Source organism: Bradyrhizobium sp. dw_78 (assembly GCF_018449525.1).
GTDB lineage: Bacteria > Pseudomonadota > Alphaproteobacteria > Rhizobiales > Xanthobacteraceae > Bradyrhizobium.
Genome location: NZ_JAAVUS010000003.1, coordinates 463909 through 484152 on the forward strand (window position 1 = coordinate 463909; position 20244 = coordinate 484152).

Annotated in this window: 16 protein-coding genes; 9 read left to right on the top strand and 7 right to left on the bottom strand. The window is 63.8% G+C overall.

The window, feature by feature from the left end:
• The first annotated feature begins 71 nt into the window (after nucleotides 1-71).
• On the top strand, nucleotides 72-1028 hold the full coding sequence (locus HB630_RS11225; protein WP_213772434.1) for a fatty acid desaturase: 957 nt from the start codon (nucleotides 72-74) through the stop codon (nucleotides 1026-1028).
• 5 nt (nucleotides 1029-1033) lie between these two features.
• Here HB630_RS11225 and HB630_RS11230 read toward each other — a convergent pair whose 3' ends face one another.
• The 4 genes from HB630_RS11230 to HB630_RS11245 form a co-directional block, all read right to left on the bottom strand.
• Nucleotides 1034-1621, bottom strand: a complete 588-nt coding sequence (locus tag HB630_RS11230) for a TetR/AcrR family transcriptional regulator (RefSeq protein ID WP_346656069.1) — start codon at nucleotides 1619-1621, stop codon at nucleotides 1034-1036.
• A gap of 96 nt (nucleotides 1622-1717) precedes the next feature.
• Nucleotides 1718-2509, bottom strand: a complete 792-nt coding sequence (locus HB630_RS11235) for a TIGR02186 family protein (RefSeq protein WP_213772288.1) — start codon at nucleotides 2507-2509, stop codon at nucleotides 1718-1720.
• Nucleotides 2506-3429: a TSUP family transporter gene (locus tag HB630_RS11240; RefSeq protein ID WP_213772289.1), complete on the bottom strand. Its 924-nt coding sequence runs from the start codon at nucleotides 3427-3429 to the stop codon at nucleotides 2506-2508. The genes HB630_RS11235 and HB630_RS11240 overlap by 4 nt, the downstream gene beginning before the upstream one ends.
• 189 nt (nucleotides 3430-3618) lie before the next feature.
• Nucleotides 3619-6873, bottom strand: coding sequence for a tetratricopeptide repeat protein (locus tag HB630_RS11245; protein WP_213772290.1), 3255 nt, complete (start codon nucleotides 6871-6873; stop codon nucleotides 3619-3621).
• A gap of 434 nt (nucleotides 6874-7307) precedes the next feature.
• On the opposite strand from HB630_RS11245, the gene HB630_RS11250 reads away from it, so the two are divergent.
• The 3 genes from HB630_RS11250 (at nucleotide 7308) to HB630_RS11260 (ending at nucleotide 12886) form a co-directional block, all read left to right on the top strand.
• Nucleotides 7308-9098, top strand: coding sequence for an acyl-CoA dehydrogenase C-terminal domain-containing protein (locus HB630_RS11250; protein ID WP_213772291.1), 1791 nt, complete (start codon nucleotides 7308-7310; stop codon nucleotides 9096-9098).
• Nucleotides 9099-9185: 87 nt separating this feature from the next.
• Entirely contained in the window at nucleotides 9186-10394 is a 1209-nt protein-coding gene (locus tag HB630_RS11255; RefSeq protein ID WP_213772292.1) for an acetyl-CoA C-acetyltransferase, read from the top strand.
• 275 nt (nucleotides 10395-10669) lie between these two features.
• Nucleotides 10670-12886, top strand: a complete 2217-nt coding sequence (locus tag HB630_RS11260; RefSeq protein ID WP_213772293.1) for an FAD-dependent oxidoreductase — start codon at nucleotides 10670-10672, stop codon at nucleotides 12884-12886.
• Between the two features lie 88 nt (nucleotides 12887-12974).
• Here the strand turns inward: HB630_RS11260 and HB630_RS11265 are convergent, their stop codons facing one another.
• Nucleotides 12975-13439: a MarR family transcriptional regulator gene (locus tag HB630_RS11265; protein WP_213772294.1), complete on the bottom strand. Its 465-nt coding sequence runs from the start codon at nucleotides 13437-13439 to the stop codon at nucleotides 12975-12977.
• A gap of 294 nt (nucleotides 13440-13733) precedes the next feature.
• Between HB630_RS11265 and HB630_RS11270 the strand changes: the two genes are divergently transcribed.
• Entirely contained in the window at nucleotides 13734-14555 is an 822-nt protein-coding gene (locus HB630_RS11270; RefSeq protein ID WP_213772295.1) for an alpha/beta hydrolase, read from the top strand.
• A 93-nt stretch (nucleotides 14556-14648) separates the two neighbouring features.
• Here the strand turns inward: HB630_RS11270 and gstA are convergent, their stop codons facing one another.
• Complete coding sequence (gstA, locus tag HB630_RS11275; protein WP_213772296.1) at nucleotides 14649-15263, bottom strand: glutathione transferase GstA; 615 nt, start codon at nucleotides 15261-15263, stop codon at nucleotides 14649-14651.
• A gap of 147 nt (nucleotides 15264-15410) precedes the next feature.
• Between gstA and HB630_RS11280 the strand changes: the two genes are divergently transcribed.
• On the top strand, nucleotides 15411-15899 hold the full coding sequence (locus tag HB630_RS11280) for a MarR family winged helix-turn-helix transcriptional regulator (RefSeq protein ID WP_213772297.1): 489 nt from the start codon (nucleotides 15411-15413) through the stop codon (nucleotides 15897-15899).
• A gap of 96 nt (nucleotides 15900-15995) precedes the next feature.
• On the top strand, nucleotides 15996-17366 hold the full coding sequence (locus HB630_RS11285; RefSeq protein ID WP_213772298.1) for a glutamate--cysteine ligase: 1371 nt from the start codon (nucleotides 15996-15998) through the stop codon (nucleotides 17364-17366).
• Nucleotides 17367-17529: 163 nt separating this feature from the next.
• Here HB630_RS11285 and HB630_RS11290 read toward each other — a convergent pair whose 3' ends face one another.
• Nucleotides 17530-18201 carry a TetR family transcriptional regulator gene (locus HB630_RS11290; protein ID WP_213772299.1) on the bottom strand — a complete coding sequence of 224 codons (672 nt, stop codon included), beginning with the start codon at nucleotides 18199-18201 and terminating at the stop codon, nucleotides 17530-17532.
• An 83-nt stretch (nucleotides 18202-18284) separates the two neighbouring features.
• On the opposite strand from HB630_RS11290, the gene HB630_RS11295 reads away from it, so the two are divergent.
• Together HB630_RS11295 and HB630_RS11300 are read left to right on the top strand one after the other, a co-directional pair.
• Nucleotides 18285-19430 carry an NAD(P)/FAD-dependent oxidoreductase gene (locus HB630_RS11295; protein WP_213772300.1) on the top strand — a complete coding sequence of 382 codons (1146 nt, stop codon included), beginning with the start codon at nucleotides 18285-18287 and terminating at the stop codon, nucleotides 19428-19430.
• Between the two features lie 240 nt (nucleotides 19431-19670).
• The gene (locus HB630_RS11300) at nucleotides 19671-20225 is read left to right on the top strand and encodes a PAN domain-containing protein (protein WP_213772301.1); all 555 of its coding nucleotides are present in this window, start codon (nucleotides 19671-19673) and stop codon (nucleotides 20223-20225) included.
• The last annotated feature ends 19 nt before the right edge of the window (nucleotides 20226-20244 follow it).

Consider the following 20244-nt stretch of genomic DNA (forward strand, 5'->3'; position numbering starts at 1 on the left):
AATTGTCCACTTATTTTGTCGCGCCAGCTCGGAAGAGTGCGGCGTGAAAATAGGAGGGCTTCATCGTGACGATGGAAATGCATGCCGATCGCCTGATCGAGGGCCGGGCCCTCACGCCGGTCCAGCTCAAGGAGCTTTCGGTGCGCTCGAACGCACCCGGACTGGTTCGCTCCATCACGCATTATGCCGCGATTGCGGTGATCGGTGCCCTGATCTGGCGGGTGATGGCGAGCTATGGCGGATGGTTCGCCATCCCCTTGATCGCGATCCAGGGCTATCTGGTCGCCTTCCTGTTCATGCCAATGCACGAAGCGGCGCATAAGACCGTGTTCAGGACCCGGTTTCTGAATGTCGCGCTCGGCCATTTGTCAGCGTTCATCATCGGATACCCATACGAATATTACACGTTGTTTCATTGGGAACATCATCGCTTTACCCAGGACCCGAAGCGGGATCCCGAACTCTTGAACGGCACCATTCCCACGTCGGATACGCGGCTCGCGATCGCCTACACGGGAATCCAGCAACTGACGAAGCGGGTCGTGCTGATGTTCCGGCACGCCATCACGGGCAAGGTGGTGGTGCCGTGGATTCCCGAGAACAAGCGCAGCCTGGTGGTCCGGGAAGCCCGCGCCTATGCGCTCGTTTATCTGTTGCTGCTGATCGCCTCGGTGGCGTGGCCGACCGCAATGCTGCTCTGGTTCTGGCTGGTCCCGCTGGTGCTGGGCCAGATGATCCTGCGCCCGTATCTCTATGCGGAGCATACCGGTTGCGAGCGCACCCGCAGCGCCTTCGAGAATACAAGGACGACCTATACCGGCGCGCTGACAAAATGGTTTGCCTGGAACATGCCGTTCCACGCCGAGCACCATGCCTATCCGTCGGTCCCGTTCCACGCCTTGCCGAAGCTGAATGCGATGGTCGCCGACCGGATCGTGTATCGGGGGCCGGGATATCGAAAAGTCACGCGACAGACCTGGGCGTGGTTTCGCCGCGCCCGCAAGAGCGAAGCGGCCTCCGCCCTGTAAGCGCGTTATTTTTTTGTCAGCACCGAAGCGACCAGCTTCTCGGCGTAATCCCTGGTCAGGCTGCGGAAGCCAAAGACATATTGATAAAACAACGTCCCGTAGATGCGGTCATACAGGTCGCCGGCCGGCTCCGGGCTAATGATGCTTCCGTCTTTCTGGCCGGCCTTGATGATGCCGACGGCAATGTCCCGTCGAAGCGCAAGATAGCGCCCCGAGAAGATCTTCGCCGAACCGGTGCCGGCGATGCATTCGGCAACGACCGCCAGTTGTACCTTGCCGAAATCGCCGTTGAGGGCCTCGACATAGGCCGACGCATGCTTTCGCAGACGGAGCAGCGGATCGCCCTTGTCCGGCAATGGCAGCATCGCGGACGCCTGCCGCAGGAACGCGTCGATCAGGAGGGCTTCCCGGGTCGGCCACCATTTGTAGATCGTCATCCTGGAAACGCCGGAATCGCGGGCGATGGCGTCGATGCTGGCCGCGGCGAGGCCTGCCGACGCCATGATGCGATAGGCGCTATCGAGGATCGCCTGTTCGGTTTCGCCGGATCGGGGACGGCCCCGGCGAACCGGCTTGGCTTCGGCGCTGGTCACACCAAACTCTCCTGGATCATGGTCGGGACGGAATATACATCAGCAACAGGCGCTGCGAGGCATCGCAATGCCTGATTCAGCCGCTTCGAACCATCATCAATCCTTCCGGAAGACGATGGATGCCATCCAGCCGCTCATCAGCGCCATGAAGACCGTGAACAGCCCATAGACGAAACCGTTCTGGCGCGCATTGGTCGCGACGAATTGCTCGAAGCCGACCTTGACGATGTCGAACGCGGTTTCGGTATGCGTCACCAGCGCGCCGCCGGAAAACAGCTTGATCTCGATATTATAGGTGCCGATCGGCACTTCCGCCGGAAGCGGAATGCCGGTGCGGAACAGCGTCGGCGTCAGGAACGTCACCGCCGATGTCGCCTCGCGATAGAGGCCGTGTTCGGAACGCAGCCTGACAAAGGCGCTGCGAAACGCGTCGTTCGGCACCACGTCGGCGTAATCGGGACCGACGCGCTGCGTGAGCAGCACGTTGTTGAGACCGAGCTGTTGCCGGCGCTGCACCTCGGGCGATGCGACGGCCTCGAGCGGCCGGTTCGAAAACACGGCGAGATAGGTAGGTACCTGGAGAAACTGCCGGTAGTCGGTGTTGATCCAGATACCGAATTTTCGTTCTTTGCGCCGTGTCACCATGTCGGCGAGCGGGCCGCTGACGGTGACGACGAGATCGTAGGCCGTGCGGCCGGCCGGCGTGGACGCGTCTTTCTCGACCGATCCGAACAGCACCAGTTCCTCGCCCGAATAGTTCGGTGTCACCGTCACGCGATGATTGGAGACCGAGACGATCAGCCGTTCCGCCCGTGCGGCGGGAATCGCGAAAGCTGCGCCCAGCATTGTCGCAACGGCAATGGCGACGAGTGAAGCGCGCGCGGTCATCCGGCGTCCCCTTCGCGGATGGTGAAGAGGTCGTCGGGCCGGATCGCCAGTTCGACCGCGAAGCGAATGCCGACCGCGAGAATCAACAGCCCGAGCAGCAGCCGTAAATGTTCGCCCCGGATCTTCTGGCCGGCGCGGGCCCCGAACTGCGCCCCGGTCACGCCGCCGACCATCAGGATCAGCGCCAGCACGGCGTCGACAAGATGATTGGTGACGGCGTGCAGCATGGTGGCGAACAGCATCGTCACCAGCGTCAGCACCATCGAGGTGCCGATCACGGTGGAGGTCGGCACCCGCAACAGATAGATCATGATCGGAATCAGGATGAAGCCGCCGCCGATGCCCATCACCGCGCCGACAAAGCCGATGAGGACGCCGACGGCAACGACCGGGATCACCGACAAATAGATCTTGGACCGCTTGAAACGCACCTTCAGCGGCAATCCGTGGATCCAGCCGTGGCTGCCCGAACGGCGCGGCGATACGGCTACGCCGCGGCGCACCCGCAGCATCGCCCTCAGCCCTTCCCAGAACATCAGCCCGCCCACGGTGGTCAGTAGCGCCACATAAGACAACGCGATCATGAGATCGAGCTGGCCGAGCGCGCGCAGCTCCGTGAAGGTCCAGACCCCGAGCGCCGTGCCGATGATGCCGCCGGTCAGGAGCACCGCCGCGAGGAGCGGATCGATGGCGCGGCGGCGCCAATAGGAGATGGCGCCGGAAAACGAGGAGGCGGCGATGTGGCTCGCGACCGAGGCGACCGCGACGGCCGGTGTGATGCCGATGAAGATCAGCAGCGGCGTCATCAGGAAGCCGCCGCCGATGCCGAACATGCCCGACACGAAACCGACCGCGGCGCCCATCGCAAGGATGAGGAAAATATTGACCGGAATGTCGGCGATCGGGAGGAAGATCTGCACGCGGGTCTGCTTCGGATAAAGCCTTGAGGCTGGCCGAAACCGCCCACGGCATGGTTTCTGGAGCGCGGATCGATTTCCGCGCCCCTGCATAACCGAAATTGCAGACAGGGGGGACTGGAGAATCAGTCGGCTGCAGCCGTTCGGGCGATCGGCCGCAGGGTAACCGCGGATAAGGTGAATGATTTCAGGCTAACGCGAAGCGCGTTTGGTCAAAACCGGCTTGGCCGCGGGTTTCGCCAGGTTGGTCTGCGCCGATGGATTGTCCCATCCGCCGGCCGGCGTCGCCACGTTGACCGCGTCGTCGGGCTGCTGTTCGGGCGTGAAGGTCTGGATCGCGAGCTTTGCCGCGGCGAGCGACTGGGCATCGAGCCGCTTGGCGATATCGTCGCGCTTGCGGGCGGCGTCGGCGTCGCCCTGCGCCGCAGCCAGGCTGAACCATTTGAAGGACTCGGCGAGATTCTGTTCGACGCCGATGCCGCGGGCGTAGAGGATGCCCAGGTTGAACTGGCTGTCCGCCACGCCGCGCTCGGCCGCCTTGCGGAACCATTGCACGGCGCTCGCGTAATTGGCGCCATTGCCGCCGCCGTCGGCGTCCAGCACGGCCAGGTTATGCATGGCCTTGGCGCTGCCGCGATCGGCAGCCTGCATGTAGTAGCGCCGGGCGATATCGGCATCCTTTTTCACGCCCATGCCTTTTTCATAGAAGGTGCCGAGCCTGAATACCGCCGGCACCACGCCGGCGCGCGCCGCGCGGTCATACCATTTCGCCGCCTCTTCGAGATTCGAAGCGACACCCTTGCCCTCGGCGTAGCGCACACCGATTTCGTAGGCCGCGGTCGGGTCGCCCTTGAGCGCCGCCGTGCGCAGCGCCGGTCCGCCGATCGCGTCCGGCAATCTCTCGGTCGACGGTATCTGCACCGTGCCGAGCCTGGCGCCGCTTGGCGCCGGTATCGTGCCGGTCACGTCAGCGCCCGGTCCGGGTAGGCCGGAAGGCATGATCGGGCTCTGCGGAATCGATGCCGAGGCGTAGCTGTCGCCGTCATCGGGTGCGGAAGTGTTGAACGACTGCCGGTTGATCGGTGTCGGCGAAGTCATCGAAGGCATGGCTGGCACCGGGGCCGGTGCCGGCGTCCTGGCGCCTTGATCGGCGGCCGACGGAGCCGGAGGCTCGCCCGGATTTGCAGCGACCGGCGGTTGAGGCCCGCTGCTGCCGTCGAGCAGGGTCATCGCCATTTTAAAGCTGCCGAGCACGATGATGACCACGCTGGCGCCGACCAGCAGCGAGCGGATCTTCGAGGTGATCGTCGAGGCTTCCTTTGGCTTGTCGCCGGCGATGGCGGCGGCCCTGGTTTTCGGCTTGGCATTCGCCTTGCCGCTGGTCGGTTGCGCAGCCGCGGCCGCCTGGGCCGCGCGGCGGGCTGCGGCGATGAAATTGGTGGTGCTGGTCGGCTCGGGTGCAGCCTTGGAAATCTCGCTGATCGCGTTTTCCGAAGCGGCGATGCGCTCGGACGGAGAGGTCACCCGTCCCGCCGGCCGGGTTCCAGGTTCGAGCGGATGATCGGGCGGCAGCTCGGGCGCGACGGTGGCGCGCGCGGACGGGGCATGCGGTTCGAGAATTTCGCTGATGGCTTTCGTCGCCAGCGCCGACTCGATCGGTGGCACGGCATGGAAGTCGCGCGGCGCGGCGTCGAAATGCGCCCCGATCGCGGCCGGATTGGGCAATTCCGGCTTCGGCTGCGCCGGCATCGCGATGCGGGGCGCGGCCTGCGGCATCGGCGGCATGTTCGGTTGTGGCGCGGCCGGCGCAGGCCGGACCGTGCGCAGGTCACCTTCGATCGTCGCCAGCCGGTCGACGACATGGCCGAGCGTGTTGTGAACGGCCTCGAGCGAATCCTGGGTATGGCGGTCGCGCTCGGTCTGGCTGAAGCGGATATCGGACAATTCGCGCTTGACGATCTCGGCAAGGCCGGAGTCCTGCGGTGCGGCCGCGCTGCGGCCGGTTTCCGCCAGCGCCCGGAAGCTGGCCTGCTGGGTTTCGAGATGGCGCAGGATATCCTGCAAGCCGTCCTCGACCCGGCCGAGATGGCCGCCGCGATGATCGGCGGAGGCTTCGAGCCGTTCCAGCAGATACGACACCCGCTGTTCGAGATGGGCGAATGTCGACGCGCTGTCATTGCCGACCGGCATGCGGTCGAGACGGTCGGACAGCGCCCGCACCGCGCTTTCCAATTGCTCCGAATTGTCGCTGGCGGCCGGCCGGTGTTCGCGGCTTTCCAGCGACGAGGTCAGCGCGGCGATGCGCTGTTCGAGCATGGCGAAGGAATCGCTGTTGTTGCCGGCGTGGGCGAGCTGGTCGACCTTGGTCGACAGCGTGTGCAGGTCGTCGGTAAGCCGCACCAGGGCGTCGTTGGAGGCGACATTGGAAACGATGGAGCGAAGCGCGGCGATCGCGCTTTCGAGTTGCCGCACGGTCGAAGGATCGTCATTGGCGCGCAGGATCAGGTCGAGCTTGGCGCCGAGATTGCGGATCGCCTCGTCATAGCCGGTCAGTTGCTCCGCAGGCGTCAGCGAGCGCAGCGCCTCGCGAATTTCTTGAAGCGCGCGTTCGATGCCGGCCAGCGCCTGGCCGTCGATGCCGCTCTGGCGGCTGTCGTCGATGCGGCGCGACAGCGAGCGGATCTCGTTCTCGATCGATTCGATCGCGCGGCGCGGCATCGCCTCGATGATAGCGGCGCGGATCTCGCCGAGTTCGGTGCGAAAAGCCGATATCGATTGCTCGATCCCGTCGGGGCGCTGCAGCGCCTCGATCTGGCTCGTGATCTTGAGGAGATGGCGCTCGAGCGAGGAGAAATCCGGGCCTGCCGGTTTCGCGGGCGCCGGCATCGCGGGCGCGATCGGCGGCGCGTGGCGCGGCGGGATCGGCCGCGGCGCAGCGTTATCCAGTTCGTTCTGGCGTGCCGCGATTTCGGCGATCGCGGAATCGAGCGACACCGGGCTCAGCGATGGCGACGGGCGATAGACCTGCGCGGCGGCGCGCTCGACCATGTCGGATGGAAGCTGCCGGTCCTGAAATGGGCCGGTTGGCGCGGCCGCCGGATTGGAGATCTGCGCCAGCCGCGCGTCGAGCCGCGAGATCGCGTCATTCAGTTGCCGGGCAACGCCGGGTTCGGTGCGGGGCCCGTCGTCGCGCGGCAGCGGCCGTGAAATTCGCTCGATCTGGCGGGTAATCGAATCCAGCCGCTGGTGAATGTCGCCGATATCGCGCGAGGGCTGCGTCGCCGGGCGCTGACCCGCGCCGGCGCGAAAATTCGGAGGCTGGGAATCGCCGATCGTGGAATTGATCCAATCGTTGAGCGACATGCCGGCGCGGCGCGCCGCCGCCTCGGCTCTCTCGCGCACGGATGGATCAATTCCCTCAACACTCCACGATACGCGCGAATTCATGCTCTGATCCGGTTCCGACCCCGGCGCCATCCTTGCGCCTTCAGTCTCCCCGCGCGTCCCAACTGAAGAGACAATCGAATTTCGCGCAGGTCGTCTGCCTTGGACCTCGACTTTTTCGCGTTACGGTAAATAACGGGTTAAGGAATTAGGCTGCGCGGCCATAAAGTTATCGCCCTCGGCGCATCGGCCTGGATGCCCGGGGGAGCGCGGTCGCCCCGGGCCGGCCACGATGTCGCAACACCTGCCGCGGGCGGGTGGAAACGGCTATAGCGTTTTCGAGCGAAGTGGATACCGGTTCGCGAAGAAAACGCGTCAAAATAAAGAACTGGAGCTGGTTCTGATTTAATCAGAACCGGAGGTCCAGATCGGGAACTGGACGATTGCTGGGCCGCAAGGTCTCCCTTAAAGGAGAGCCAACGAGCCGGGAGGATACGATGCCGATCTACAAAGCGCCCTTGGAAGACGTCCATTTTCTGCTCAACGACGTGTTCCAGATCGATCGCTACGACAATCTCCCCGGCTTCAGCGACGCTTCCGCCGATGTGCGGGACGCGGTCCTGGCCGAGGCCGCCAAGCTCAGCGAAGAGGTGTTGCAGCCGCTCAACCGGGTCGGCGATCTTGAAGGCTGCGTCCGCCATGATGATGGTCGGGTGACAACGCCCAAAGGCTTCAAGCAGGCGTTCGACCAGGTCGCCGAAGGCGGCTGGCTGGGCCTGTCCGCGCCGGCCGAATATGGCGGCCAGGGGCTGCCGGTGACGCTGACCCAGATTGTCACCGAATTGATGTGTTCGGCCAATATGGCGTTTTCGATGTATGGCGGCCTTACCCAGGGCGCCACGGCGGCGCTATTGGTGCATGGCGCGGACGCACAGAAGAAGATGTTCGTGCCGAAGATGGTGGCGGGGAAATGGACCGGCACCATGAACCTCACCGAGCCGCAATGCGGCACCGATCTCGGCCTGCTGCGCACCAAGGCCGTCAAGCAGGCCGACGGCAGCTACAGGATATCAGGCACCAAGATATTCATCTCCGCCGGCGAGCATGATCTTGCCGACAACATCATCCATCTGGTGCTGGCCCGCATCGAGGGTGCGCCGGCCGGTATCAAGGGTGTGTCGCTGTTCGTGGTGCCGAAATTTCTCGTCAACGCCGACGGATCGCTGGGCGCGCGCAACGGCGTCTCCTGCGGCTCGATCGAGCACAAGATGGGCATCCACGGCAATTCCACCTGCGTGATGAATTACGATGGCGCCACCGGCTGGCTGATCGGCGAGGAAAACAAGGGCATGCAGGGCATGTTCGTGATGATGAACGAGGCGCGGCTCGGCGTCGCCGTTCAGGGCCTGGCGCAATCCGAGGTCGCCTATCAGAACGCCGTGGTCTATGCCCGCGACCGCCTGCAGGGCCGTGCGCTGTCCGGCCCGCAGGCGCCGGACAAGCCGGCCGATCCGATCATCGTGCATCCCGACGTGCGGCGCGCGCTGCTGACCATTCGCGCCTTCAACGAGGCCGCGCGCGCGATGGTGGTATGGACGGCGCTGAAAAGCGACGTGGCGCACCGCTCCAGCGATGCCAAAGACCGCGAGGCCGCCGACGATCACATGGGCCTGATGACGCCGGTCATGAAGGGCATGATGACCGATCTGGGATTCTCCAACACGGTGCTGGCGCAACAGGTCTATGGCGGCCACGGCTATATCGCCGAGAACGGCATGGAGCAGTTCGTGCGCGACGCCCGCATCGCCATGATCTATGAGGGCGCCAACGGCATCCAGGCGCTCGATCTCGTCGGCCGCAAGCTGCCGCGCAACGGCGGCCGAGCGGTGATGGCGTTCTTCGGCGAGGTCGCGGCCTTTGCCAAGGAGCACGGCGCTGACGAGGCGATGAAGCCCTTTGTGGCGCCGCTCAGCACCGCGCTCGGCCATTTGCAGCAGGCCACCACCTGGCTGATGCAGAATGCGATGGCGAAGCCCGATAATGCCGGCGCCGCCGCCACCGACTATTTGCAATTATTCGGTCTCGTTGCCTTTGCGTTGATGTGGGCGCGGATGGCCAAGGTCGCGCAGGACAAGATCGCGGCCGGCGGCGCGACGCCCTACCTCAATACCAAGCTGGTGACCGGCCGCTTCTTCATGGAGCGGATGCTGCCGGAAACGGCGTTGCATCTTGCGCGCATCCAGAGCGGAGCTGCGACCACGATGGAAATGGCGGCCGAAGCTTTTTGATGAGAGAATCTCCGGCGCGGCCGCTATATGATCCGCGACAACCTGCAAACAGCCTATATATTATGATCCTCATACCGGGAGGGCGTCATGCCTGAGGCTTATATCTACGATCACGTTCGCACGCCGCGCGGCCGCGGCAAGGCGGACGGCGCGCTGCACGAGGTGACTGCGCTGGCGCTGGCCGCCGTTCCGTTAAAGGCTCTGAAAGAGCGTAACAATCTTGCCGAGGATGTTGTCGACGACGTCATTCTCGGCGTGGTCGATCCGGTCGGCGAGGCCGGCTCGGACATTGCGCGCTTCGCGGCGCTGGAAGCGGGTCTCGGCGAGGCCGTGCCCGGCGTCCAGATCAGCCGCTTCTGCGCCTCCGGCCTCGATGCCGTGAATTTCGCCGCGGCCCAGATCATGAGCGGCCAGCATGAACTCACCATCGGCGGCGGCGCCGAATCGATGAGCCGCGTCGGCCTCGGCGCCTCCGGGGGCGCCTGGCCGATGGACCCGTCGATCGCGGTGCCAGCCTATTTCATGCCGCAGGGTGTTTCCGCCGATCTGATCGCGACCAAATACGGTTTCTCGCGCGACGACGTCGACGCCTATGCGGTGCAGAGCCAGCAGCGCGCCGCGAAGGCCTGGGACGAAGGCCGCTTCAAGAATTCGGTGGTCCCGGTCAAGGACGTCAACGGGCTGACCATCCTCGCCAGGGATGAGCATATGCGGCCTTCGACGACGATGCAGTCGCTGGGCCAGTTGCAGCCGTCCTTTGTGAGTTTCGGCCAGATGGGCGGGTTCGACGCGGTGGCGATCCAGTCGCATCCGGAAATCGAGCGTGTCAATTATGTCCATCACGCCGGCAATTCGTCCGGCATCGTCGATGGCGCCGGCGCGGTGCTGCTCGGCAGCAAGGAGGCCGGCAACAAGCATGGCCTGAAGCCGCGCGCGAAAATCCGCGCCTTCGCCAATATCGGCTCCGAGCCCGCGATGATGCTGACCGGTCCGGTGGACGTGACCAGGAAGCTGTTCGAACGCTCCGGCATGAAGAAATCGGATATCGATCTGTTTGAATTGAACGAGGCGTTCGCCTCGGTGGTGCTGCGCTACATCCAGGCTTTCGACATCGACAACGCAAAAATCAACGTCAATGGCGGCGCCATCGCGCTCGGCCATCCGCTCGGCGCCACCGGCGCGATGATCCTCGGCACCGTGCTCGACGAGTTGGAGCGCACCGACAAATCGACCGCGCTGGTCACGTTGTGCATTGGCGGCGGCATGGGCACCGCGACGATCATCGAACGGGTTTGATGCGTAGCAACCATTAAACACGGCTGTCATTCCGGGATGGTCCGAAGGACCAGACCCAGAATCCGGAAGTTAGTTACGAGATTCCGGGTTCGTGCTTTGCGCGCCCCGGAATGACGGTAGAGACGTAGACGTAGGGTGGGCAAAGGCGCTTTTGCGCCGTGCCCACCATTCTGATCAAGCCACGTTTTGGTGGGCATGCTTCGCTTTGCCCACGCTACGATCGAGATGAACACAACCGCAGCGCCGAGGGCAGTCGGCATCGAGGGAGCACCACAATGGCCTTCAGGAATTTCAAACTCGAGACCGACGCCGACGGCATCGCGCTGGTGACATGGGATACGCCGGGCCGTTCGATGAACGTGCTCGACGAGACCTCGGTCAACGAACTTGAAGCGATCGTGAAGGAGACCACCGCCGATGCCGCCGTAAAGGGCGTGGTCATCACCTCGGGCAAGGACGCGCTGTGCGCGGGCGCCGACCTGTCGATGCTCGAAGGCATGGCCCGCACCTACGCCGACCTGCTCAAGGAGAAAGGCGAGGTCGCGGCCAACCAGATGCTGTTCGACCAGAGCCGCCGTTTCTCGCTGGTGTTTCGTTCGATCGAGACCTCCGGCAAGCCGTGGGCCGCCGCAATCAATGGCCTCGCACTCGGTGGCGGCTTTGAACTGACGTTGTCGTGCCATTACCGGGTCGCTGCGGAAAATCCCAAGACCCGTCTTGGGCTGCCGGAAATCAAGGTCGGGCTGTTCCCCGGCGCCGGCGGCACCCAGCGCGTGCCGCGCATCGTGGCGCCGCAGGATGCGATGCAGTTGTTGCTCAAGGGCGAGGCGATCACGGTCGACAAGGCCAAGGCGCTGAAGCTGATCGATGCTATCGTTCCCGCGGCCGATCTGATCCAGGCGGCCAAGGACTGGATCAAGGGCGGCGGCAAGGCGGTCGCGCCCTGGGATGAGAAGGGGTTCAAGCTGCCGGGCGGGCCGGTTTATTCAAAGGCCGGCATGATGATGTTCCCGGCCGGCAACGCGATCTTCCGCCGCGAGACCTACGACAATTATCCCGCGGCGCGCGCCATCATGCAGTGCGTCTATGAAGGCCTGCAATTGCCGATCGACGCCGCGCTGCGGGTCGAGTCGCGCTATTTCGCGAAGATCCTGCGCAGCAACGAAGCTGCGGCGATGATCCGCAGCCTGTTCCTGTCGATGCAGGAATTGAACAAGGGCGCACGCCGCCCGCAGAACGTGCCGCCGACCAAGGTCAAGAAGCTGGCCGTGATCGGCGCCGGCTTCATGGGCGCCAGCGTCGGCTACGTCTCGGCGCGCGCCGGCATCGAGGTGGTGCTGATCGACCGCGACCAGGAAAGCGCCGACAAGGGCAAGGGGCATGCGACGTCGGTGATCGACGATCTTATCAAGAAGGGCCGCGCCAAGGAGGCTGATCGCGACGCCATCCTGTCGCGCATCTCGGCGACGCCGGATTACAACGCGATCAAGGATTGCGATCTCGTTATCGAAGCGGTGTTCGAGGATCGCAAGGTCAAGGCGGAAACCTACGCCAAGGCGCAGCCGCTGTTGAAACCGGGCGCGATCTTCGCCTCCAATACCTCGACGCTGCCGATCAATTCGCTGGCGGAGGAATTCAAGGACCAGGGCAAGTTCATCGGCATTCATTTCTTCTCGCCGGTCGAGAAGATGATGCTGGTTGAAATCATCGTCGGCAAGAATACCGGCGATGTCGCGCTCGCCACCGCGCTCGATTACGTCCGTGCGATCGGCAAGACCCCGATCGTGGTCAATGACAGCCGAGGCTTCTTCGCCAACCGCTGCGTGCTGCGCTTCACCGCCGAGGGGCTGGAAATGCTGATGGAGGGCGTGCCGCCGGCGATGATCGAGAACACCGCGAAGATGGCGGGGATGCCGGTCGGGCCGCTCTCCTTGTCGGACGAAGTCGCGCTCGATCTCGTGCTCAAGATCATGAAGGCGACCGAGGCCGATCTTGGCGCCAACGCGATCGATCAGGCGCAGAAGAAGCTTCTGGTCGAGATGGTCGAGAAGCAGGGCCGCCTTGGCCGCAAGAACGGCAAGGGTTTCTACGATTATCCCGAGAAGGGCAAGGGCCAGAAGAGCCTGTGGTCGGAGCTTGGCGGTTTGCAGCCGAAGCATCTCGATCCCGATACGCTTGACATCGAGGAGTTGAAGCAGCGCTTCCTGGTGGTGCAGGCGGTGGAAGCCGCGCGTACCGTGGAAGACCACGTCATCACCGACATGCGCGAGGCCGATGTCGGCTCGATCCTCGGTTTCGGCTTCGCGCCGTTCACCGGCGGCACGCTGTCCTATATCGATTTCATGGGCACGAAGAAGTTCGTCGAGCTGTGTCACAAGCTCGAAGCCAAATACGGCTCTCGCTTCGCGCCGCCGAAATTGCTGGTCGAGATGGCTGCCAAGGGCGAGACGTTTTACGGCCGCTTCCCGCCGAAGAAGCAGGCGGCGGCGTAAGGTCGTCCTTCAACCGCGACGATCGACGTCGCGCCAGGCGGTGACGCGCCCCCGCAACAAGTCCGGGGGGCAGTCGGCGGCGATGCCGTCACGCCCTGCGTGACAGCAGGCGGTCCCGGATCGCGAGCACGTCCGCCTGAATTTTCTTGAGTTCGTCGTTCGAAAGTCCCAGCGCATCTTGTACGCAGGCCGGAATGCCTCGGGCGCGGCTTTTCAGGGCACGGCCAGCCGGAGTCAAACGCACGCGCACCTGGCGTTCGTCGTCCGGATCGCGCGTGCGTGTCAGATAGCCCGACGTCTCCAATCGCTTCAACAGCGGGGTCAGCGTGCTGGAATCCAGCAGCAGTTTCTGTCCCAGTTCCTTGACGGTCTGGTCGTTATCGGCCCACAGCGCGACCATCACCAGATACTGCGGATAGGTCAGGCCGATGGCGTCGAGCAGCGGCCGGTAGAACTGGTTGAAGGCGTGTTCGGCGGAATAGATCGCGAAGCACAAAAAGCTGTCCAGCGACAGCTTGTCCTCATTTGCGGGCGGGGAAGGTCTGGAGCCCATTGGTTGTCCTCACATCAGCGTGAACCGATAGATAGATAGCGCGCTATTGAATAGCAAGCGATTGACGGCGTGGCGCTGCCCTCATATAATTTGTGCGCGATTTAATCGTTAACGTACAAAACTGCTGCCGATCGAAAGGATATCTCGATGTCACAATCCACTCCTACCCGAGTCGTGTTGAGCCGGCGCGACGCTGTCCTTGCCGCTGCGGCCCTGTCGGTCCCGCTGGCGCTGCCTTCGGCGTCCGGCGCCGCAACGCCTTCCCATGCATCAACCGCAAAAGGAGCTACCTCGATGACCACGATCACGACCAAGGACGGCGCCAGGCTGTTCTACAAGGATTGGGGCAAGGGGCAGCCGATCGTCTTCTCTCACGGCTGGCCGCTCTCGTCGGACGCTTGGGACAATCAGATGCTGTTCTTCGGCCAGCACGGATACCGGGTCGTTGCCCATGATCGCCGCAGCCATGGCCGCTCCGACCAGACCTGGGACGGCAACAACATGGATCAGTACGCCGACGACCTCGCTGAATTGATCGACAGGCTCGATCTCAGGAACATCGTCATGATCGGGCACTCGACCGGCGGCGGCGAGGTCGCACACTACATCGGCCGCCACGGCACCAGCCGGGTCGCGAAGGTGGTGCTGGTCGGCGCGGTGCCACCGCTGATGCTGAAGACGGCAGCCAATCCCGAAGGGACGCCGATCGACGTGTTCGACAATATCCGCAAGGGCACCGGCGGCGATCGCTCGCAGTTTTTCAAGGATCTGACCATGCCGTTCTACGGCTTCAATCGCAGCGGTGCGAAGGTGAATGAAGGGCTGCGCGACAGTTTCTGGCTGCAGGGCATGCAGGGAGGCGTCAAGGGGCAGTATGATTGCGTTCGCGAGTTCTCGGAAGTTGACTACACCGGCGACCTAAAAAAGATCGACAAGCCGACGCTGGTCATTCACGGCTCCGACGACCAGATCGTGCCGATTCAGGCTTCGGCCGAGAAGACCGTCAAAATCGTCAAGGGTGCCCAGCTCAAAGTGTTTCCCGACGCCCCGCACGGTCTCGCTCAAACGGAATCCGACAAGTTCAACGCGGAAGTGCTGGCCTTCATCAAGGCGTAGGGCGCGGATGCGCCTCTGGAAAGCGAACTTGCCTCCGATAAAGAAGAGGGCCGGATCGATCGATCCGGCCCTCTTCCTTGTCGTAAGGAAGCATTACGCCGCGTGCAGCAGCCCTTCGGCCTTTAGCGCGGCCTGCACGTTGGGCCGGGCCGCGACGCGGTCCTTGAAGGCCATCAGGTTTTTCATGCCGGAGACATCGATCTTCATGCGGTCCGCCCAGGCCAGCATCGTGAACAGGTAGCCGTCGGCGACCGTGAACTGCTTGCCCATCAGATAATCGCGGCCGGCCAGCTGGGAGTCGGCATATTTGAACTTACCGGTGATACGATCGGCGAAGAACTTCTTCACTTCATCCGGAATCGCCGGATTGAACAGCGGGCTGAAATTCTTGTGCAACTCGCTGGTGGTGAAGTTCAGCCATTCCAGCATCTTGTAGCGCTCGTCGGTGCCGTGGGCGGGCGCAAGATTCTTGCCCGCCGCCTTGTCGGCGATGATCTGAACGATCACCGGCCCTTCGGTCACCAGTTCGCCGCTGTCCAGCATCAGCGCCGGCACCTGGCTTTTCGGATTGATGGTGGCGAAATCCTCGCCGTTTTCGGTTGTTTTCGCCCTGAGGTCGACCTTCACGAGTTCGTGGGCGAGGCCGGCTTCATGCAGCGCAATGTGGGGCGAGAGCGAGCAGGCGCCGGGCGCATAATAGAGTTTCATCGGGCTTTCCTTCCGTGGACGTGGGTTGTCGGAGACCGGGGGCGAGCGAATGCCGGAGCGACTAAATGCAGATACCTGGAATAGTCAAGATTGATGCAGCTGCATTTAGTGCGGTACACTTAGCCCTATGAATTTACGGACCGGACCATGAAGCGCAAACCGTCAACCGAAGCGACCGCCGCCTGGATTCGCCTGATGCGGGTCCAGAGCCGGGTGCTGGATGCGGTCGAGCAGGAGTTGAAGAAGGCCGGTTTCCCGCCGCTGGCCTGGTATGAGGCGTTGTTCGAACTGTCGCGCGCGCCCGCGGGCGAGATGCGGCCGGTTGAACTGGAACGGCAAATGCTGATACCGCAATATTCGGCGTCGCGGCTGATCGACCGGCTGGTGGACGAGGGGCTCGCGGTTCGCCGCGAATGCAAGATCGACAAGCGCGGCCAGTTCGTCGAGATCACCGAAGCCGGACGCGAGCTGCAAAGGAAGATGGGGACCGCCTATTCGGCCGCGATCGAAAAGCATGTCGGTTCGAAACTGTCCGATGCGGACGCCGTGAAACTTTGCGGCCTGCTTGACCGCCTGGGCTGTACGTGTGACGACGCCGCGGTGCTCGCCGCCAGAGACGGCGTGGCCGTCCGATGATATTGTTCCTGTATTTCGCATCTCCGGGCCGCTCGGTTTGGGGATATATCCGACACCGTGCGCGTTCGGTCGAAGCGCCTTTCATCCGGAATTCGTATGGCGCGTGACCAGATCGATATGACGCCGCTGCAATCGCGCGACGAATTGGTTGCGTGGCTGGAAGCTGGCGTAAAACCCCCATCCGAATTCCGGATCGGCACCGAGCACGAGAAAACGCCGTTCACGCTTGAGGGCCATCATCCGGTCGCCTATGAGGGCGCGCGCGGCATCGGCGCGCTGCTGGACGGCATGAAGCTTCTGCTCGGCTGGGAGCCGATCATGGAGCACGGCAATATCATCGGTCTCTACGACGTCACCGGCGGCGGTGCGATTTCGCTCGAACCGGGCGGACAATTCGAATTGTCGGGCGCGCCGGTCGAGACCGTGCATCAAACCCAGTCCGAATTGATGGCGCATCTGGCGCAGGTGCGCGAGATCGCCTCGCCGCTCGGCATCGGATTTCTCGGACTCGGCATGACGCCGTCATGGTCGCGGTCGCAGATCCCGGCGATGCCGAAGGGCCGCTATAAGATCATGACCCGCTACATGCCGAAGGTCGGCAAATACGGCCTCGACATGATGTACCGGACCTGCACGGTGCAGACTAATCTCGACTTCTCCTCGGAAGCCGACATGGTCAAGAAGCTCAGGGTGTCGGTGGCGCTACAGCCGGTTGCCACCGCGCTGTTCGCCAATTCGCCGTTTACCGAGGGCAAGCCCAACGGCTTCCTGTCGTTCCGTTCCGAGATCTGGCGCGACACCGACAACGCGCGCGCCGGCATGATCCCCTGGGCGTTCGAGCCCGGCATGGGGTTCGAGCGCTGGGTCGATTATGCGCTCGACGTGCCGATGTATTTCGTCAAGCGCGGCGACGATTATATCGACGTCGCGGGGTCCTCGTTCCGCGATTTCTTCGAAGGCAAGAATCCCGCATTGCCCGGCGAGCGTCCGACGCTGTCGGATTGGGCCAACCACCTTTCGACGATTTTCCCCGAGGTGCGGTTGAAGCGTTACCTGGAAATGCGCGGTGCCGACGGCGTGCCGTGGCGACGGCTGCCGGCGCTGTCCGCGTTCTGGGTCGGCCTGCTCTATGATCAGACCAGCCTCGATGCGGCGTGGGATATCGTCAAGCACTGGAACGCCCATGAACGCCAGGCGTTGCGCGACGATGTCCCGCGCCTGGGCTTCAAGGCCCGGATCCGGAGCCGCTATCTGTTCGAAATCGCCCGGGAATGCGTGACGCTGTCGCATTCGGGCCTGCGGCGGCGCGGCCGGATCGATCAGTTCGGCCGCGACGAAAGCCGTCACATCGAGCCGCTGGAGCAAACGATCGATTGCGGGCACAGCCCCGCCGAGGAGCTGCTGGAGAAATTCCATGGGCCCTGGAAAGGCTCGGTGGAACCGGCCTATGAGGAATACGCTTTCTAGTTGGATTTTTCTTCAAATCGTTATCCAGCTCCAACTTTCTGTTTGAGCATGATCTTCCTGTGCAAACGCGTTCCGCGTTGGTCGCGGGGGAAAACCGGTTTCCACTTTTCCGGGTCATGCTTCAGGTGGCGCGGACGAAGCAGGTCTCCCGGCGAGGGGCCGCCTATCGGACGGTTCCGATGCCGGCCAGGATGAGGTCGATGCCGGCCAGGAATTGCTCGCGGTCGTCGTGTTCGCGCAGCTGCATCGCCACCCGATGCACGAACGGATACTCCACAGGGTCGAGCTGCATCCACCGCGTAGCAACGGCTGCCAGGAAGGCCGATCGATCCGTCTCGTGCGCGTGCAGGCGAGCGTTCGCGGCGTTCTGTCCGGCGACGCCGAGGATGTAGTTCACGAGTGCGGACGCGGAGTCGAATTGCGCTTGTTCGGGGACGCCGAGCGCCTGGAGCCGCCCGCCGATGCTTTCTAAAATCTGCAGCATCGCGGACCGCCACGGCTCACGGAACAGCTGGGCGCCCACCCAGGGGTGCGCATCGATCGCATCGAATACCCCGAGGGCAATGGTTCGGATCGCCTCCTGCGGCTCCGCAGCACCGACCACCTCGGCCATGACACGGGCGACGACGTCGTCGGTGGCCGCCGCGAGCAGATCGTTCTTGTCGGCGACGTGCCAGTAGATCGCCCCGCTCCCTGTTGCCAGGCGAGCTGCGAGCGCGCGGAAGGTCAGGGCGCTCTCGCCGTCGGTATCGAGGATTTCGATCGCCGCCTCGACGATCCGCTCCTTCGAGAGCGCGTCCGTGCGCCGTTCGGTCCGCTGAGTCTTGGTCGCCATAGGCACCATCTTGACATGATTGGAACGTTGTTCCAATGTTTATTTATGGAACGGCATTCCAATCCACCTTTCAAAGGAATCCGATGATGACACCGGTCACGATCGTCGGCGCGGGCCTCGGCGGCCTCACCCTCGCACGCGTTCTCCACGTCCACGGCATCCCCGCGACGATCTACGAGGCGGAGTCCTCGGCTGAGACCCGCACCCAGGGCGGACAGCTCGATATCCACGAGCACAACGGGCAGCTCGCACTCAAGGCAGCAGGTCTGTTCGACGAGTTCCGCGCGATCATCCACGAGGGTGGCGCGGCGACGCGCGGGGTCGACCAGCACGGCACGGTACTGCTCGACCAGCCCGACGATGGCGCCGGTAGGCGTCCCGAGGTGCTTCGGGGCGATCTGCGGCGGATTCTCCTCGACTCCCTGCCTGCGGAGACGATCCGGTGGGGAAAGAAGCTCACCGGCGTCGCGGCGCTCGGCGACGGCCGGCACAGGCTGGCGTTCGCAGACGGGTCCAGCGTCTGTACCGAACTCCTCGTGGGTGCGGACGGCGCCTGGTCGAAGGTCCGGCCACTGCTCTCGGCCGCCAAGCCCGAATATGTCGGTACGTCGTTCATCGAGACCTACCTGTACAACGCCGACGAGCGGCACGCCGCGGCGGCCGAAGCGGTCGGCGGCGGCGCACTGTTCGCGTTTGCCCCGGGAAAGGGGATCGTCGCGCACCGGGAGGCGGGGGGCGTTCTTCACACCTATGTGGAGTTGAGCCGCCCCGCCGAGTGGTTCGCCGGCATCGATTTCGACGCCGCCGCCGCGACGGCTCGAATAGCGGCCGAATTCGACGGATGGGCGCCGGCGCTCACCGCACTGATCACCGACGGCGACACCCCGCCGATCCTGCGCATGATCCACGCGCTCCCGGACCGGCACCGATGGGGCCGCGTATCCGGGGTGACGCTCCTCGGTGATGCCGCGCACCTGATGCCGCCGTCCGGCGAGGGCGCGAACTTGGCGATGTTCGACGGCGCCGAACTTGGGAATGCGATCGCCGCGCACCCTGGCGACATCGAAGCGGCACTCACCGTTTACGAAGAGGCCATGTTCCCCCGCAGCGAGTCGGAAGCCGCAGATGCGCGCCTGACCCTGGAACTCTGCCTCGGCGACCGCGCACCGTTCGGACTCATCGACTTCTTCAAAGGCGCGCTCATGGGGCAGCACAAAAGCAAGCCTTGAATCGACCGCCCGGCCCGGCGTCAACCAATTCGTCCGCGCCGGCTATCGCGTTTTCGCGCGAAGCGGATTCCGGTTCGCGTGAAGAAAGCGCGTCAAAACAGAATGTTAGAGCCCGGCTCTGATTCAGCCAGAATCCGATAAGGCTCTGGCTCGAGAGTCGTTCATCTGCCGTACAGGTTGATGGCGATCAAATGGCAGGGGCTAATCGCGGTCCGGTCCAGAAAATTGAAAGCGTCGCGAATGTTGGGAGGCCGCCTGCTCAGGGCGTGTTTGGTGATATCCGTTTTTTCGGTGGCCATCGCGATCACGCGGCCGGCACAAGCCCAGGCCAATTTCGATCGTCCGGGCGGCGATTATCAGAATTCGCCGGTTGCGTCGGGAGATCCGGTGGACTGCGCGTTGGCGTGCGAGCGCGACCGGCGCTGCCGGTCGTGGAGCTTCAGCTATCCGACGGAGATCGCGGGCAGCGCGCAGTGCTGGCTGAAGAACAGCGTGCCGGCGCGGGTGTCGGATAATTGCTGCATTTCCGGCGTGCGCGGCGCCGGTGTGGTCGAGCCGCGCAATGGCGGCATCGAAACCTCGATCGACCGCGCCGGCGGCGATTACCGCAGTTTCGACCTCAAGAGCGGCGAGGGCGACGAGGCCTGCAAGCTGGCCTGTACCGCCGACAACAAATGCCGCGCCTGGACCTATGCGCGTCCGGCCTATGTCGGACGGCAGGCACATTGCTTCCTGAAAAAGGAAATCAAGCCGCCACGGCGCCGGCCCGGATTCATCTCGGGCGTGGTGCGGTAGCCGTCCCGTTTGCGTCATT